Below are 15,102 nucleotides of genomic sequence, written 5' to 3'. Positions count from 1 at the left end.
TGTGCGAGACAATATGCAAGTTAAGCTAGAGGCCCGCAACATATCTCACAGCTACACTCCGAACAAAAATACCACGGAGGTGCTGCGTGATATGAATTTCCACGCTGACGAAAATGAATTCATTTCTTTCGTCGGACCCAGTGGCTGCGGAAAATCAACCCTGTTCAATATCATTGCAGGCCTGCTGATGCCGTCATCGGGTGAGGTTTATGTTCAGGGCGAGATCAGCACCGGCAAGCCGCATCCCTCGCTCGGCTATGTGTTACAAAAGGATCTTTTGCTGCCCTGGCGCACCATCATGGACAATGTCATCCTTGGCCTTGAAGTGCGCGGCGTTGATCGCAAGACCGCCATAGAGCGCGCCCAGCCTCTTTTTGAAGATTATAATCTCAAAGGGCGCGAGAAGGATTATCCATCCGCACTTTCAGGCGGTATGCGCCAGCGCGCCGCCTTGATGCGCACATTGGTCATGGATCCTGAAATCCTGTTGATGGACGAGGCCTACAAGGCGCTCGACTATCCGCTGAAAATTGCGCTGGAAAGCGAACTTCTTGAAACGGTGCGGCGTCTGCGCAAGACCGTGATTTTCGTCACGCATGACATTGAGGAGGCGGTCACGCTTTCTGACCGTGTCTATGTGATGCGGGCCCGTCCGGGACAGATCATCAAGGAAATCAAGGTCGATCTCGAAGTCGAGAGCACCGATGTGCAGGATCGCCGCATGTCTCCGGCCTTCAATCATTATTACCAGCTCATCTGGAAGAGCATTGCTGAGCAGTCGCTGCCGGCCAAGACCCGAAAGGTTGCATAAATGTCCACGCAATCGCAATCCGTACAAGGCCAGACAGAACCCCAGCGCAGGTCATCATCTGCTGCTTTTGCAATGAGCCCGGCACGTGAAACCATGCTGGTCTGGGGCCTTCAGGCCGTCATTCTGGCCGCCTGCCTCATTTTGTGGGAGGTCGCCGCCCAGAATAAATGGATCAGCACATTCCTGTTTGCCAGCCCGTCGAGAATTTATGACGTGCTGGTTCGTCAGATTGCCAGCGGCCAATTGTTGATCGATGTGCAGGTCACCACAATGGAAACCGTGCTCGGCTTTATTGTCGGCGGTGTCGGCGGCTCCATCATCGGGCTGGCTTTGTGGTATTCGCCGCTGGTGGCGCGCCTGACACGCCCTTTCATAGCCGCGGTCGGATCGATCCCCGTGCTTGCCGTTGCCCCGCTCATCATCATCTGGTTTGGCACGGACATAACCTCAAAGGTCGTCATCGTTGCCTTTTCCTGCGTCGTTGTTTCACTGATGAGTTCCTATAGCGGGGCCCAACAGGTCGATCAGGATGAAATCAACCTGATGCGCTCCTTCGGTGCAACGCGCAATCAGATCTTTTTCAAAGTGGTCGTGCCCTCCTCAATGACATGGGTAATTTCGGGACTGAAGCTGAATATCGGCTTTGCCCTCATCGGCGCCATTGTGGGTGAATATATCTCGTCTGAAAGTGGCGTCGGTCACTCCATCCTTGTCGGTAGCGCCAATTTCGCCATCGACACCGTCCTTGCCGGTCTGCTGGTCGTGATGATCCTGGTCACCTGCTTCAACGCAATTGTCCGGGTTCTTGAGCGGTGGATTCTTCCCTGGAAATACGCGTGACAGGAAACAGGCATAGCCTCACACGCGGTGATCTAAAACATAAGCCAAACCTGTAGAGTGGAGAATTAAGGTGTTTAATTACAAGGCTATCATCACAACGGCCGTCATGCTTGGCGCCAGCGTTTCCTTCAGCCATGCCGAGGCTGCAAAGACCGTGCGCATCAACCAGGCGTTCCAGTCATTGCTTTATCTTCCTTTGTATGTTGCGCGCGACAAGGGCTTTTTTGAAGAAGCAGGCGTCGACGTAAAGATCACCACCGGCGGCGGTGCCGTACAGTCCTGGTCGGCTGTTCTGGGCGGCTCGGCCGATTTCTCGATCCATGATCCGGTCTTTATCCCGATCTCCAAGGCCAAGGGCGGCCCCGGTGTGGTTGTTGCAGCCATCCAGGATGCTCCTGCCGTATGGATCGTGGGCAAGGATGCAACCAACCTGCAAGACGATGTGTCGCTGTTCAAGGACAAGATTGTCACGACCATGCCCGAGCCGGACAGCACCTGGGCCTTCTTCAGCTATCTGATGCAGTCGAATGATTTTTCCAAGGACTATGCCAAGATCAATCAGGTCGGCGTGGGCAATGAAATGGCCCCGCTTCTGGCAGGCCGTTCCGATTATGCGCTGGGCACCGAACCCCAGATCAGCCAGGTCGAGACAGAAGGCATGAATGTCGTCTACTCGTTCTCTGCCGATCCTGACTGGTATCCCTTTGCGTTCTCAGCACTGCTTTCAACGGAAGATTATGTCACAAACCATGCCGATGAGACACAGCGTGTGGTCAATGCGCTTCAGCGCGCTTCGGAATATATCTACACCAATACCGATGACGCGGTGAAGGTTGCGCAAGACGCATTCCCTGATCTCGACAAGGCAGTTGTCGAAAAGGCCGTTCAGCGTGAACTGGATGCTAGGGCCTATCCGAAGGAAGTGACCGTATCTGAAAAGTCCTGGGAAAACGCCATGCGTATCGCAGACTTTGTCGGCATTATCGACAAGGATGCCGATACCAGCAGCTACGCCAGCAATGTGAACACCGAGTTTGCAAAGAACGCCGTCGGCCAGGCCGAATAAGGCATAACCTGCAATCAGACATGCCGGGCCAAATGGTCCGGCATGTTTTGTCAAAAATATTCTGTCATTTTTGCCAATCGGTTTGACCGTTGGTTTTGCCTGACGACACCGCACAAAACGCGACGCAAAAAATTATCCATCAGTCATCAACGAGGCCTGTTGTGAGCGATCTTCACTTTCTTGAACTGCTTGAATTAACCGAGCTTATTCATGCCGGGAAATTGTCGCCGGTCGAGGTGGTGCAAGACCAGTTGCAACGAATCGAAACCGTTGATGCGACAATTTCAAGCTATGTGGCGGTAAGCGCAGACAGCGCCCTGCAGGCCGCACGAGAAGCAGAAGCAGAAATCAAGGCCGGAAAGATCAAAGGTCCGCTTCACGGTGCGCCTGTGGCGGTAAAAGACTTATGCTGGACCACCGATGCGCCGACAGCAGCAGGAACCGTTGTTCGTGCCGGTTTCATGGCTGATGAGGACGCAACCGTGGTCAGGCGCCTGCGCGAAGCCGGCGCAATCCTTCTGGGCAAGCTTGCGCTGACCGAAGGCGCTTATACCGATCATCATCCCGATATTGCAGCACCTAAAAACCCGTGGGGGCACGCGCATTGGGTTGGCGCCTCCTCCTCCGGTTCCGGTGCGGCGGCCGCTGCCGGGCTGTGTTATGCCGCCATCGGAACCGATACGGGCGGCTCGATCCGTTTCCCCAGCGGGGCCAATGGCATTACCGGCTTGAAAGGAAGCTGGGGCCGCGTCAGCCGCCATGGCGTGTTTGCACTGGCGCCAACAATGGACCATGTCGGCCCGATGGTGCGCAGCGCCCGCGATGCGGCAGCCGTCATGGCGGCAATTGCCGGAGCCGATGAGCAGGACCCCACAGCGCTTCTGGCTCCTGTTCCCGATTATCTGACTGAAACCGGCAAGGGAGTTAAGGGATTGCGGCTGGGCATTGATGCTCAATGGCTGTCGGATGTCGATGGCCCGGCAGGTGCAGTCCTCGACGAGGTCAAGCGCATTGCTGGGCAGCTTGGCATGGAACTGGTGGAAGTCAAATTCCCCGATTCCCGGCAGATTGTCATGGACTGGTTTCCTCAATGCGGATCTGAGGTAGCGGTCGAGCATGAACAAACCTATCCTTCGCGCCAGGCCGAATATGGCCCTTCGCTTGCCGGCCTGATCGAGCTTGGGCGGGGCACCAGCGGACTGGACTATCAAAAGCTGGTTCTGCGTCGCCTTGATTTTACCGGGCGTGTGCGCCGTGTGTTTGAAGATGTCGATCTGCTTCTTGCCCCTGTTCAGGGCTTTTCAGCCCCCACCTGCGAGTGGATGGCAGGGCTTGGTGTCAATGTTGAAACCGTGCGTCGCCTGCATCAATATACCAGCCCGTTCGATTCCTCCGGCAATCCCACCATCACCTTGCCGGGCGGCTTTACCAAAGAGGGACTGCCGATCGGCTTCCAGTTCATTGCCGGGCATCTGAAAGAGGACTTGTTGCTGCGCGCAGGCGTTGCCTATCAGCAGGAGACTGACTGGCACCGGAAGCACCCGAAAATTTAGAGCATTTTGCAGTCAGATGGAATTATTTGACGCAAGCATAATGCGGCTAAAACAAGAGCTTGGAGTGTTTCGTCATGTTTTTCATGAAAACAAGAAATGTTCTAAGACCTGCACTGGAGAGGCATTCAGATGAAAAGCGATGAAGAACAGCTACGCCACAACATCGTGCGCTGGAGCCGGTCGCTGTTTGAGCGTGGGTTTACTGTCGGCTCATCCGGCAATATCTCGGTCCGGCTGGATGATGGCTTTTTGTCCACACCAACCAATTCATGCCTTGGCTTTCTGGAGCCAGAGCGCTTGTCGCGTCTGGATAGCCAGGGCCAACACATAGGCGGTGATGCCCCAACCAAGGAATTGCCGCTGCATATGGCCTTTTACGAGGCGCGCCCGACGGCACGCGCAGTGGTGCATCTGCACTCAAGCTATGCCACCGCCCTTTCCTGCCTTTCAGATGTTGATCCTGACAATGCCATTGCACCGATCACGCCTTATGTTGTCATGCGTGTCGGGCGTGTTCCGGTTTTGAAATACACCAAGCCGGGCTCTGCCGACATTGTTCCGCTTATCCGTCAAAAGGCCAGCCACAGCTCCGCCGTTCTGCTTGGCAATCACGGGCCGGTCGTGGCTGGAACCTCGCTGGAAGGCGCTGTCTTTGCCGCCGAAGAACTGGAAGAAACGGCAAAGCTGATCCTGCTTACGCGCACCATGCCTGTTCGCAACCTCGATGCAGCCGCAGTGGCTGATCTTGAAACCTCATTTCGTCTCAGGTGATTCATGCTGCGGTTTTCTGCAAATCTTGGATTTTTATGGCAAGAGCTTGGTCTGGTCGAGCGCATCGAGGCGGCAGCCGCCGCAGGCTTTGGAGCCGTTGAGCTGCACTGGCCCTATGAGGTTCCAGCCAGTGAAATACGCGCAGCCTGCCAACAGCATGATCTGGTCTTGCTGGGCCTCAACACGGCTGTCGGCAATGCCGAACGTGGCGAATTCGGTTTGGGCGCGGTTCCGGGCCGTGAGGAAGATTTCCAGGCAACTATCGACCAATCAATTGCCTATTGCCGTGACAGCGGGGCGACCTCCATCCACGCCATGGCCGGTGTGGTGAGCGCAGATGAGCGCAACGTGGCGCGATCGACATTTTTGCGCAATCTTGAGGTCGCATCCCAAAAAGCAGCGCAGCATGATCTGACGCTGCTTTTGGAGCCGATCAATCCACGCGACAAGCCGGGTTATTTCTATTCACATATTGGTGAGGCGGCACAGCTCATTGAAGAGCTTGGCGTTTCAAATATCAAATTGATGTTTGATGTTTATCATGTCGGCGTCACCGAAGGTGACGTGCTCAAGCGACTGGAACGCTTCATGCCGTTGATCGGGCATATCCAGATTGCGGCAGTTCCCTCACGGGCCGAGCCTGATGAAGGTGAAATCGCCTATGATCGGGTTTTGAAAGCCATTGATGAATTGGGTTATGCGGGCTGGATCGGTTGCGAATACAAGCCGCGTTCGGAGACCGAAGCAGGGCTTGGCTGGATTGAAGCGCTTGGCTTTAAAGACTGTCTCTCAAACTCAAGACCAGTTTCAAGATGAAACATACGCAAAAACAAAAGCTTAAAGCTGGTTGCGTGAATCTAAAAAGTCATGACCCGCTTTAGCAATAAGCCGCCAGGACCCTGGCCAGTTCACGCTCATGAAACTTGCGCGCCTCCTCGCCTTCAGGGTCGCCCGTAAACAGCCCCAATTGGTTTGCGGTGATGAAAAATCCGGGTGCAGGTAGCTTGTGACGCAAACGCCCCACACACAGGGCTGCTAAAAGTGGCGCGCCCTTTTGGGTATCTTGCGCCATAAGCTGTTCCAGCAAGATTGTCAGTTGGTGAATGCTGTGCGGCGGCTGAATGCCAAGGCGCTCGGCAAGTTCCTTATAGGTAACAAGCGTTTGGCTTTGCGCCTGCTCAATCAGGATCCGGCGCAAACGCTGCTGCAACTGGCCTGCCCTGTCATCGGCAGGCTCAACCTGTTTTAGCTTTTCGTCTGACAAGATCATGCAACAATGCCAAAATGGGCTTTTGCCTCCTCGCTCATCATTTCAGGCGACCAGCGGGGCTCATAGGTCAATTCAACCTCAACAGCACCAACGCCCTCCACTGAAGCCGCGCATTCGCGTGACCCTTCCATCAGATAATTGGTGGCAGGGCAGCCGGGTGTCGTTGTCGTCATCTGCACCAGAACATCCCCGTCAGACCCAACAATAACATCGTAAATCAGCCCCAGATCGACGATATTATAGCCAAGTTCAGGATCGATCACCCGGTGCAGCGCTGTCCTGATTTCTTCCGCCAATATATTTTCCTCGCCTGCCAACCGGGGTGTGGCTGCCCGGGCTGGCGCATACAGGATTGGCGCACCGGACATGAAATGTTCCATGATGATGCCAAGCAAGGGCGGTTTCAAATGCTGCCATTCCCCCTTCTGCCTGGTAATCAAAATCCAGTCCGGCCCGAAAGACAGGGCCGAAACCCCGTCAATTTCAAACAATCTGGTGGCAAGCGGAGAAACAGAGGCCGCCTGCTTGTCGGCAAACTCCATGATCTCTGTCCCGGTGACCGTCTGGCCGGGCAAAAACCTGAGTTGTGACGGGTTATCGGTTGCTTCGGTTTGAATGAACATTTGTGTCTCCCTGCGGTTCAGGCAAGCACCCGATCAGGCCGCTGCGGGGCCTGCACCACCAACACAGATCAGAATTTTATAGGTGGTTCCATCAGGCTCGAAATCACCGCGCCAGACATGGCCGCGCTTTTCAATTTCCGGGATAAGGAAAATCGGCTTGCGGCATAAAAGCGCCGACAACACCTCACCTTCCTGCATGGTTTCCAGTGCAGCCAGAACACGAACCATCGGCTCTGGCGGTTCAAGATCACGACTGTCCAGATGTTGCGATGGCTCCGGCCACGCATCGGGGGCTGGTTGCGGGCTCAGTTCAGGTGCTTTTGCACTGTCGTTCTCGCTTTCGCGACTGAACAAAATCTCCCAGTCACCGCCGCCGATTTCCTTTGCTTCATGGGCAAAACCTCTTGTCGCCATGGCGTGAAAAAGCGGCACCGGCTTGAAGGTTGCATAAAGCCGCAAGCCCTGTTCAGGCTTTAGTGATGCAACAGCTTCCATGATGGCCCCGAAAGGTTCGCCGCCATTGCGCAAAATTGGCCGGACATCGAGATCAATATAGGCCTGTGTCATTGGACTTTGCTCCTCGTTTGAGCCTTCATTTCGTTTCTGCACTGGATAATAGAAGATACGGGCGCACGACTCCTGCCGGAAAGCGCAGATTTTCGACAACATCGGCAAGGCGGCGGGCGCGCACCAGTTCCAGAATGATTGCCAATGTCGCCAGCAACATGATGGCGGCAGAGAACCGGAATACAATCGGACTGGAAATCAGAAGGGCAGCGGTCGCGGCCCACACCGACAGATAATAGAGAATGAACCAGCGCCGCGCGCGCGATTCAACAACCAGATCCTGCACTCTTGGAGTGACAGTCTTGCCAAGCACCGGCCCATAGCATTCAAGCCAGGTTAAAAAAGCGACGATCTTGTAAAGTTTCGCCAGCCCAAGGCCGGTCAACCAGCCAAAGGCAGCCAGAAAGACAATAGCGCCGATCTGCTCTTCAAACAGCCCGAAACCTAAAAACACAAGCCCCAGAAGAACCACTGCGCCCAATGAGGCCAGCGCAAGCGCCGCCATCTGGCTGTTGAGTTCGATAATGCGGCGTTTGCGGGCGCGGTAGAGGTGAACACTGTCAGCGCCATAAAGCCCGAGAGCGGCAAGGCCAAGAATACCTGACAGAACAAGTGCGGGCGTGATCGACCCCCTTAGATAAAGACAGGCAGGCCCGCCCAGCAAAGCAATGCTCAAGGCCGCAGTTCCCAGCCAGAAGCCGGTGTGCGGGCGCCATCCATCCAGTTCCGGGGCCAGCATGAACATGGCCAAAAGGCGGTAGCTGACACCGATCGCGGCAAAACTGAGCCAGCCACAAAGCCCGCCAATCACATGAAGGGGCAAGGTCGGACCAGTAAGTGCTGTCAAGGCACCAGAATTGAGCGCCGCACCCAGGGTCAGGGTATAGATCACCCCCAGAAACACTGTCATGCCAAGTGCGCCAAGCGCAATGGCAACAAATCGTGCGGGCAATGACAAGGGGCGTGCGGCCCACAAGGTGCGGCCAAGATTATAGATAACGATCAAGAAACCGCCGGTCAGCAGGATGGCCGCCAGAAAAAACAAGGTCGGGCCACCAGAAAAAACATCAGCCAGTTGCAAAAACCCGGCCAGCAGAAACAAAAGGCCGGCAACCAGAAAGACCAGCGCTGGCAGGGGCAAGGTATCGCTGTAAAGCCCATGCGCGACCAGAACCGGGACAAACTGAAACAGCGCCCCGCATAATAACAGGCTGAGCCAGCCAATGGTGACCAGATGGACAAGTACAAGCGTTTCAGGCGCGCGCAAATCTGCGGTGGGAAAACCATAGCCTGCAACCATCAGCCCTTGTGCAACAACAAGGGCGAAAAGGGCGGCAGCAAAATAGGACAGTGTCCAGCGTGAAAGATTAACGCCAATCACCTTTGCCTCACAAATTTCATGTCAGACCACCCGGACAATCTTGCCGATCCCGACCTGCCAGACGGTCGGGCCCTGCGCCACACAGGTCCGGGATAACTGCCCCGGATTTTCTGCATTGACTGCCTTTGCCATGAGGTGTTCCTTTGATTTTGGCACAGGTAAACACAAAATCAGCCTGTGGTTGAACCTTGGCAACGTCAAATTCAGGACCGCCTGCAAGGCTTTTACAGAATTGGATTCTTGGTCCAATAAGATATATTGTCAATGTATCTTATTGCTATAAACTTCAAAAAAATCAACGACCTTGAAAAAGATATGTTTGCAAGACATCTTTCTCTTACGCGCATAAAGCATTTTGAGCCTTATGACGGATGTGACGATTCCATAAGGAAACCTGCATGAGACTGACGGATTTTTCTGATTATTCGCTGCGTATGCTCATGTATGCCGCTGCACGACCTGATGTGCGGATCACCATTGAAGAGACTGCCCAGCTTTTTGGAATTTCGCGCGCGCATCTGATGAAGGTCGCCAACCAGCTAACCCGGGCTGGTTTTTTGACAGCCCTGCGCGGGCGTTCCGGCGGACTCATGCTGGCCAAGAAACCGGAGGAGATCAGACTGGGCGATGTGCTGCGCATCACCGAGCCTGATTTTGCGCTGGTAGAGTGTTTTAGAAATAAAAACAATTGCCTCATTGCCCCGCATTGCCGCCTGCAGGGCATATTAAAGGAGGCACTCGGCAATTTTTCAAAAACGCTTGATCGCTATACGCTGGCCGATTTGCTGCTCCAGCCGGAAGATTTCGGCATCCAACCTGCAGCATAGAGCATTCATGCGGCGTCAGATGATTCCATCTGACTGTAAACTGCCCTGAACCTTTGCGAAACAAGAGCGCAGACGACAAGCTGTATCAAATGAAACAGCATCAAGGGCAACACAATGAGCGAAATATCCTGCCCGGCAAACAAGATACCCGCCATCGGCAGGCCGGTCGCCAGGCTTTTGGTCGATCCGCAATAAAACAATGCCAACAGATCAGTCAAATCCATCCTTATCGCCTTGGCGGCCGCCAGTGTGATGGCCATGACAACGCCAAGATAGAAAAGACAAAGGCCAACCAGCACAGCAAATGATTGTGGTGAAATTATCTGCCAGATCCCATTCACAACACCGGCAGAAAACGCAGAGTAAACAATCAGCAATATCGAGCCGCGATCAACAATTATCGTTGGCAGTCTGTGACGGTTGAGAAAGCCTGACAGCAGCGGTCGGCATAATTGCCCCAGCAGAAAGGGCAGAAGAATTTGCTGCATAATTCTCCAGATTGCCGAAGGCTCCACCCCATATCCAGCCCCTTGCGGGATTAGCAGGCTAAACAGCAGCGGTGACAAAATAACCCCGACAAGGTTGGAAATCGAAGCTGCACACATCGCCCCGGCAACATTGCCATTTGAAATTGCGGTAAAGGCAATCGAGCTTTGCACGGTCGAGGGCATGCAGCCGATGTAAAGAAAACCGATACCAATTGCGGCGGGAAGCCAGATGGCCGACAAGGGGCTCATCACCAGGCTAAGGAGCGGAAACACGCCAAAAGTGCATAAAAACACGCTGGCCTGCAATTTCCAGTTTACCAAACCGGATATGATCGTTGCCGTCGAAAGTTTTGCGCCATAAAGGAAAAATAAAAGCGCCACCGCCCAATATGTGGCGCTTGTCAGCAGTTCAGCAAATGAACCGCGCGCTGGCAAAAATGTTGCCAGCACAACAGTCAAAATCAGCATGATCATATAGCGGTCCAGACCGACCCGCTTCAGACCCGCTTCCAGATGTGTCCAGATCATGCAGCCTCGGAAAAATATTGCTTTCAGCCCGGCTGCAAAATGCTCAAGCTTCTTGTCTTAGCCGCATTGTTGCGACGTCAGATGCAAGCATCTGTACTCGCAAAATGCTCTAAGTCTTTGTTTATACGCATGATCTTATCCGAAAAGTCTGCAACTTTTCCAGGATCATGCTCTAAAGCGTGTCGCAATCTTTCAGATTCACGCGACACGCTTTAAGTTATTGTTATTACGCATGTCTTTACCCCGAAACTGGTTCTTAAGTCTCGGGAGACAGGCTCTAGCTAACCTGCTCGACCTGCTGAACTTCAGGCACAAAATGACGCAGCAGATTTTGAATGCCATGTTTGAGGGTTGCTGTCGATGACGGGCAGCCTGCACACGCACCCTTCATATGAACAAACACAATGCCCTTATCATAGCCGCGGAAAGTGATGTCGCCGCCATCTTGCGCCACGGCCGGGCGTACCCGTGTATCGAGCAATTCCTTGATGGTCAGGACAATCTGCGCGTCCTCTTCATTGTAAAACTCCTGCTCGGCCTCATCTTCGGGGACCGCGCCGGAGCCTGCCATTACCGGTTGGCCCGACATGAAATGTTCCATGATCGTGCCAAGAACCGCAGGCTTGAGATGTTGCCAGTCGGCATCATTCTTGGTGACAGTGATGAAATCATAGCCGAAAAACACGCCGGTAATGCCTGGAATATCAAACAGGCGGCCCGCCAGCGGCGAGGCTGCCTGTGCTGCTTCCGGATCGCGGAAATCTGCCGTGCCTTCAAGCAGAACCTCCCGGCCAGGCAGGAATTTCAAGGTGGCGGGATTTGGGGTCGCCTCGGTCTGAATAAACATTTAAGCCATCTCCGTGGCCCTATCGGCCTCTTTGAGAATTTTCTTGTCCTCGAAGATAAGCCTGCCACGCCCGCCATTCAAGCCACAAGCATAAAAGCAGGCGGCGTATCTTTCAGCTGCATGTTTTCGTCTCAACCCAGACTTTCAATATCCTCATCCGACAAATTATGAGGAACCAGCGTTACGGGAATAGGAAAGGCTGCACCCTTGCCGATTACGGAAGCAACCAGCGGTCCGGGTCCTTCCTTGCCGGTTTCAGCCGCCAGCACCAGAATGGCAATGTCCTGATCTTCCTCGATCAGCTTGTGGATTTCTTCAATCCGGTTGCCTTCGCGCACCACCAGTTCAGGCTCAATACCGAATTTCTGGCGAATCCGGGTAGCTTGCGCGTCAAGGACTGCATGGGCGTTGGTGGTCGCTTCTTCCCGCATGATTTTTTCAACACCCAAAAAGTGCTGAAAATCCTCGGTGTCGATGACATAAAGCAAAACCAGCACACCATTGGTGCTTTGCATACGCTGCGAGGCATAGGTGATGGCCCGCTCGCATTCCGGTGTTTCATCGGCAATGGCAAGAAATTTGCGCCGATGGCCAGCCTCGCGGCTGAGACGTTTGGATACCATGTGCGTGATCCGCCTCACTGGTTTTTAACCTGCGCAATCTGCCACCGGCAAAGCCCGGCGGCAAGATATATCACAAATGGCAATCGTCAGCTCTGCAAAAGCCCGATAATATCGCGCACTGAATACATGGTCTGTTCGGCAATGGCCCCGGCACGTTCACCACCATCTTTCAAAACAGCATCAATATGGGCCGGATCTGCCATCAGCCTGCGCATTTCAGCAGCAATGGGCGCCAGTTTTTCAACCGCCAGATCAGCCAGCGCCGGTTTGAAGGTCGAAAATTGCTGACCGCCAAATTCCTTTAAAACCGCTTCACGGGTGGTGTCGGCAAGCCCTGCATAAATGCCAACCAGATTATCGGCTTCGGGCCGCCCCAAAAGCCCATCCACTTCACCCGGCAGGGCTTCAGGATCGGTCTTGGCCTTTTTGATCTTTTTGGAGATAGTGTCGGCATCGTCGGTCAGGTTGATGCGTGACAGGTCTGACGGGTCCGATTTCGACATTTTTTTCGAGCCGTCACGCAGGCTCATGACGCGCGTTGCCGCGCCACCAATCAGCGGTTCGGTAATCGGGAAAAAGCCATTCACAACCTCGTCGCCCATCTGCATTTCGACGCCAAGGCCAAGTTCGGCAATGCGATGCGAGAAATCATTGTTGAATTTCTGGGCAATGTCGCGGGTCAGTTCCAGATGCTGCTTCTGGTCTTCGCCTACCGGCACATGGGTGGCGCGATAGACCAAAATATCAGCCGCCATCAGGCTGGGATAGGCAAGCAGGCCAAGCGAGGCGTTTTCACGGTCCTTGCCAGCCTTGTCCTTGAACTGCGTCATGCGGTTCATCCAGCCGATGCGCGCCACACAGTTGAAGATCCAGGCCAGTTCCGCATGTTGAGGCACACGCGCCTGATTGAAGACAATATGTTTTTTGGGATCAATGCCTGCGGCAAGAAAGGCGGCGGTGATCGAACGTGTCTGCCCGGCAAGGTCTTCATGAACCAGTTGCGCGGTAATCGAATGCAGATCAACCACGCAGTAGATGCAATCATGGCTTTCCTGAAGGGCGACAAATTTGCGAATAGCCCCCAGATAATTGCCCAGATGCAGATTGCCGGTCGGCTGAACACCGGAAAAAACGAGTTGCCTGAAAGTGGTCATAATGTCTCCCGGAGCATTTTGCAGCCGGATGGTTTCATCTGGCGCAGCATAAATGCAGCTAAAACAATGGCTCCTTTACAACCAGAAGCCGCTTATAATCAAGGGAATGGCTCATATGTCGGCAATATCAGAAGCTGTATTTTGGCGTTTTATACTGCGCCGGATCGTGCCGATATCAGCGCCACCGGTGATGAAGGCAAGCGCAAAATAGACAAACCCGCCTGCCAGGCACAAAAACGCCAGTGCTGAAATTTTGGAAAGCAGTGAAGCAGAAGACGCCAGCCATGGCGCCAGCCAGATGGCCGCACCATAAAGAGCGCCGCCCATCAGGCCCGAGGCCAGTACAAGGCGGGGAATACGCTTTGTCAGCGCCCTGTCCTGCCCCCAGTGACCACGCCGGATCAGCACAGCAAGCAGCATCAAGGCATTGGTCCAGCCCGCAATAACAGAGGCGACCGCAATGCCGCGCGCTCCCATATGTGGAAACAGCGTCAGCGCAATGGTGATGTTGATGGCTACCGAAAGACCGGCAAACACCATCGGTGTTTTGGTGTCTTCGCGGGCAAAATAACCGGGGGTAAACGCCTTGATCAGCACAAAGGCGGGCAGGCCAAGACCGAATATGGCAAGAATGGAAGACACCAGCAGCGTGTCATCGGCCGTAAAAGCCCCGCGCTCATAAAGAATGCGCACGATCGGCTCCGAAATAACCAGCAATGCCGCCGCTGCAGGCAGGGTTAAAAACAGGACAAATTCAACCGAGCGATTTTGCAGGCTGGCAGCCTCTTTCTCATCACCGGCTTTCAATGCACGCGCCAGTTCAGGCAGCAAAACAATGGCCACGGCAATGCCGACAACACCAAGCGGCAATTGGTAAAATCTGTCGGCCTGTGCAAGTGCAGGCACCGCCTTGGCCTGACCTGAGGCAATGGCCGTGCCCACCAGCGTGTTGATCTGGGTGATGCCGCCGGTGATTGCAGCAGGCAGAGCCAGCCATAACAGCCGCTTGACGTTTGGTGTCATATGCGGCCAGCGGAAGCCGACCGAGACGCCAGCGCGGCGCGCTGCAATCCAGACAATGGCAAGCTGCACCACGCCTGCCGCCATCACCCCCCAGGCCATGTCATAGCCAACATCAAGACTGTCGGCGCCTGTATACCAGGCATGCGCCAGCACCACGATCAGAATGATGTTGAGAAACACAGGGGCAATGGCTGCTGCAAAATAACGGCGCAGTGAATTCAGCATCCCCGCCATCATGGCTGCCAGCGACATGCACATGAGATAGGGAAACATGATGGTGGCAAGAGCCACCGTCAGCTCATATTTTTGCGGATCACTGGCAAAGCCCGGCGCAATGATGGTGCGCACCAGCAGCGGCATGGCCAGTTCCATCAAAATGGTCAGCACCATCAGGATGGAAAACAGAACGCCGAAAACCTCTTCAGAAAAACGGCGCGCGCCTTCAACACCATGGGCCTCGATTTCCTTGGCAAACAGCGGCACAAAAGCGCTGTTGAAAGCACCTTCGGCAAACAGGCGGCGAAATGTGTTGGGAAACTGGAAGGCTGCATAAAATGCGCCTGCAACCGGGCCGGTGCCAAGGGCTGCCGCCATCAGCATTTCCCGGGCAAAGCCTAAAAGGCGGCTCATCATGGTGCCGGAAGCGACGGTGGCAAATTTCCTGACAAGGCTCAACTGATCATCGCTCCTGCAACCCGGCGGTTCATTTATCCAAAATCCGGATCACGGC

General features: G+C 54.4%; 16 protein-coding genes. 7 read left to right on the top strand and 9 right to left on the bottom strand.

Annotated features, from left to right (window positions below; all coding sequences use genetic code 11):
* Positions 1–91: 91 nt before the first annotated feature.
* The 6 genes from ACFPLB_RS02420 (at position 92) to ACFPLB_RS02395 (ending at position 5,857) form a co-directional block, all read left to right on the top strand.
* Entirely contained in the window at positions 92–811 is a 720-nt protein-coding gene (locus ACFPLB_RS02420; protein WP_378227666.1) for an ABC transporter ATP-binding protein, read from the top strand.
* A complete protein-coding gene (locus ACFPLB_RS02415) occupies positions 812–1,651 on the top strand; it encodes an ABC transporter permease (protein ID WP_378227665.1) in 840 nt (279 codons plus the stop codon). It begins immediately after the preceding gene.
* A gap of 70 nt (positions 1,652–1,721) precedes the next feature.
* Entirely contained in the window at positions 1,722–2,717 is a 996-nt protein-coding gene (locus ACFPLB_RS02410) for an ABC transporter substrate-binding protein (protein ID WP_378227664.1), read from the top strand.
* A gap of 161 nt (positions 2,718–2,878) precedes the next feature.
* Complete coding sequence (locus tag ACFPLB_RS02405) at positions 2,879–4,270, top strand: amidase (RefSeq protein ID WP_378227663.1); 1,392 nt, start codon at positions 2,879–2,881, stop codon at positions 4,268–4,270.
* A 129-nt stretch (positions 4,271–4,399) separates the two neighbouring features.
* On the top strand, positions 4,400–5,041 hold the full coding sequence (gene otnC / locus ACFPLB_RS02400) for a 3-oxo-tetronate 4-phosphate decarboxylase (protein ID WP_378227662.1): 642 nt from the start codon (positions 4,400–4,402) through the stop codon (positions 5,039–5,041).
* Between the two features lie 3 nt (positions 5,042–5,044).
* On the top strand, positions 5,045–5,857 hold the full coding sequence (locus ACFPLB_RS02395) for a hydroxypyruvate isomerase family protein (protein WP_378227661.1): 813 nt from the start codon (positions 5,045–5,047) through the stop codon (positions 5,855–5,857).
* Positions 5,858–5,918: 61 nt separating this feature from the next.
* Here ACFPLB_RS02395 and ACFPLB_RS02390 read toward each other — a convergent pair whose 3' ends face one another.
* From ACFPLB_RS02390 to ACFPLB_RS02375, 4 genes are read right to left on the bottom strand one after another with little or no spacing between them, the layout of a single operon-like run.
* Positions 5,919–6,311 carry a hypothetical protein gene (locus ACFPLB_RS02390; protein WP_378227660.1) on the bottom strand — a complete coding sequence of 131 codons (393 nt, stop codon included), beginning with the start codon at positions 6,309–6,311 and terminating at the stop codon, positions 5,919–5,921.
* Positions 6,308–6,934 carry a NifU N-terminal domain-containing protein gene (locus tag ACFPLB_RS02385; RefSeq protein ID WP_378227659.1) on the bottom strand — a complete coding sequence of 209 codons (627 nt, stop codon included), beginning with the start codon at positions 6,932–6,934 and terminating at the stop codon, positions 6,308–6,310. Before ACFPLB_RS02385 ends, ACFPLB_RS02390 begins: the two co-directional genes overlap by 4 nt.
* 33 nt (positions 6,935–6,967) lie before the next feature.
* Positions 6,968–7,501, bottom strand: a complete 534-nt coding sequence (locus tag ACFPLB_RS02380; RefSeq protein WP_378227658.1) for a DUF2249 domain-containing protein — start codon at positions 7,499–7,501, stop codon at positions 6,968–6,970.
* 25 nt (positions 7,502–7,526) lie between these two features.
* Entirely contained in the window at positions 7,527–8,882 is a 1,356-nt protein-coding gene (locus ACFPLB_RS02375) for a hypothetical protein (RefSeq protein ID WP_378227657.1), read from the bottom strand.
* Between the two features lie 398 nt (positions 8,883–9,280).
* Here ACFPLB_RS02375 and ACFPLB_RS02370 point away from each other — a divergent pair, with 398 nt between their 5' ends.
* Positions 9,281–9,709, top strand: a complete 429-nt coding sequence (locus ACFPLB_RS02370; protein WP_378227656.1) for an Rrf2 family transcriptional regulator — start codon at positions 9,281–9,283, stop codon at positions 9,707–9,709.
* Positions 9,710–9,714: 5 nt separating this feature from the next.
* Here ACFPLB_RS02370 and ACFPLB_RS02365 read toward each other — a convergent pair whose 3' ends face one another.
* From ACFPLB_RS02365 to murJ, 5 genes are all read right to left on the bottom strand, one after another.
* Positions 9,715–10,725: a bile acid:sodium symporter family protein gene (locus ACFPLB_RS02365; RefSeq protein WP_378227655.1), complete on the bottom strand. Its 1,011-nt coding sequence runs from the start codon at positions 10,723–10,725 to the stop codon at positions 9,715–9,717.
* 277 nt (positions 10,726–11,002) lie between these two features.
* On the bottom strand, positions 11,003–11,572 hold the full coding sequence (locus ACFPLB_RS02360; RefSeq protein ID WP_378227654.1) for a NifU family protein: 570 nt from the start codon (positions 11,570–11,572) through the stop codon (positions 11,003–11,005).
* Between the two features lie 131 nt (positions 11,573–11,703).
* On the bottom strand, positions 11,704–12,195 hold the full coding sequence (locus tag ACFPLB_RS02355; protein ID WP_378227653.1) for a universal stress protein: 492 nt from the start codon (positions 12,193–12,195) through the stop codon (positions 11,704–11,706).
* Positions 12,196–12,281: 86 nt separating this feature from the next.
* A complete protein-coding gene (trpS, locus tag ACFPLB_RS02350) occupies positions 12,282–13,349 on the bottom strand; it encodes a tryptophan--tRNA ligase (protein ID WP_378227652.1) in 1,068 nt (355 codons plus the stop codon).
* Positions 13,350–13,460: 111 nt separating this feature from the next.
* The gene (gene murJ, locus ACFPLB_RS02345; protein WP_378227650.1) at positions 13,461–15,047 is read right to left on the bottom strand and encodes a murein biosynthesis integral membrane protein MurJ; all 1,587 of its coding nucleotides are present in this window, start codon (positions 15,045–15,047) and stop codon (positions 13,461–13,463) included.
* Positions 15,048–15,102: the final 55 nt, after the last annotated feature.

It is taken from the genome of Aquamicrobium segne (assembly GCF_042656785.1).
In the GTDB taxonomy this organism is placed as follows: Bacteria; Pseudomonadota; Alphaproteobacteria; order Rhizobiales; family Rhizobiaceae; genus Mesorhizobium; species Mesorhizobium segne.
This window is presented reverse-complemented; position numbering and strand designations above follow the sequence as displayed.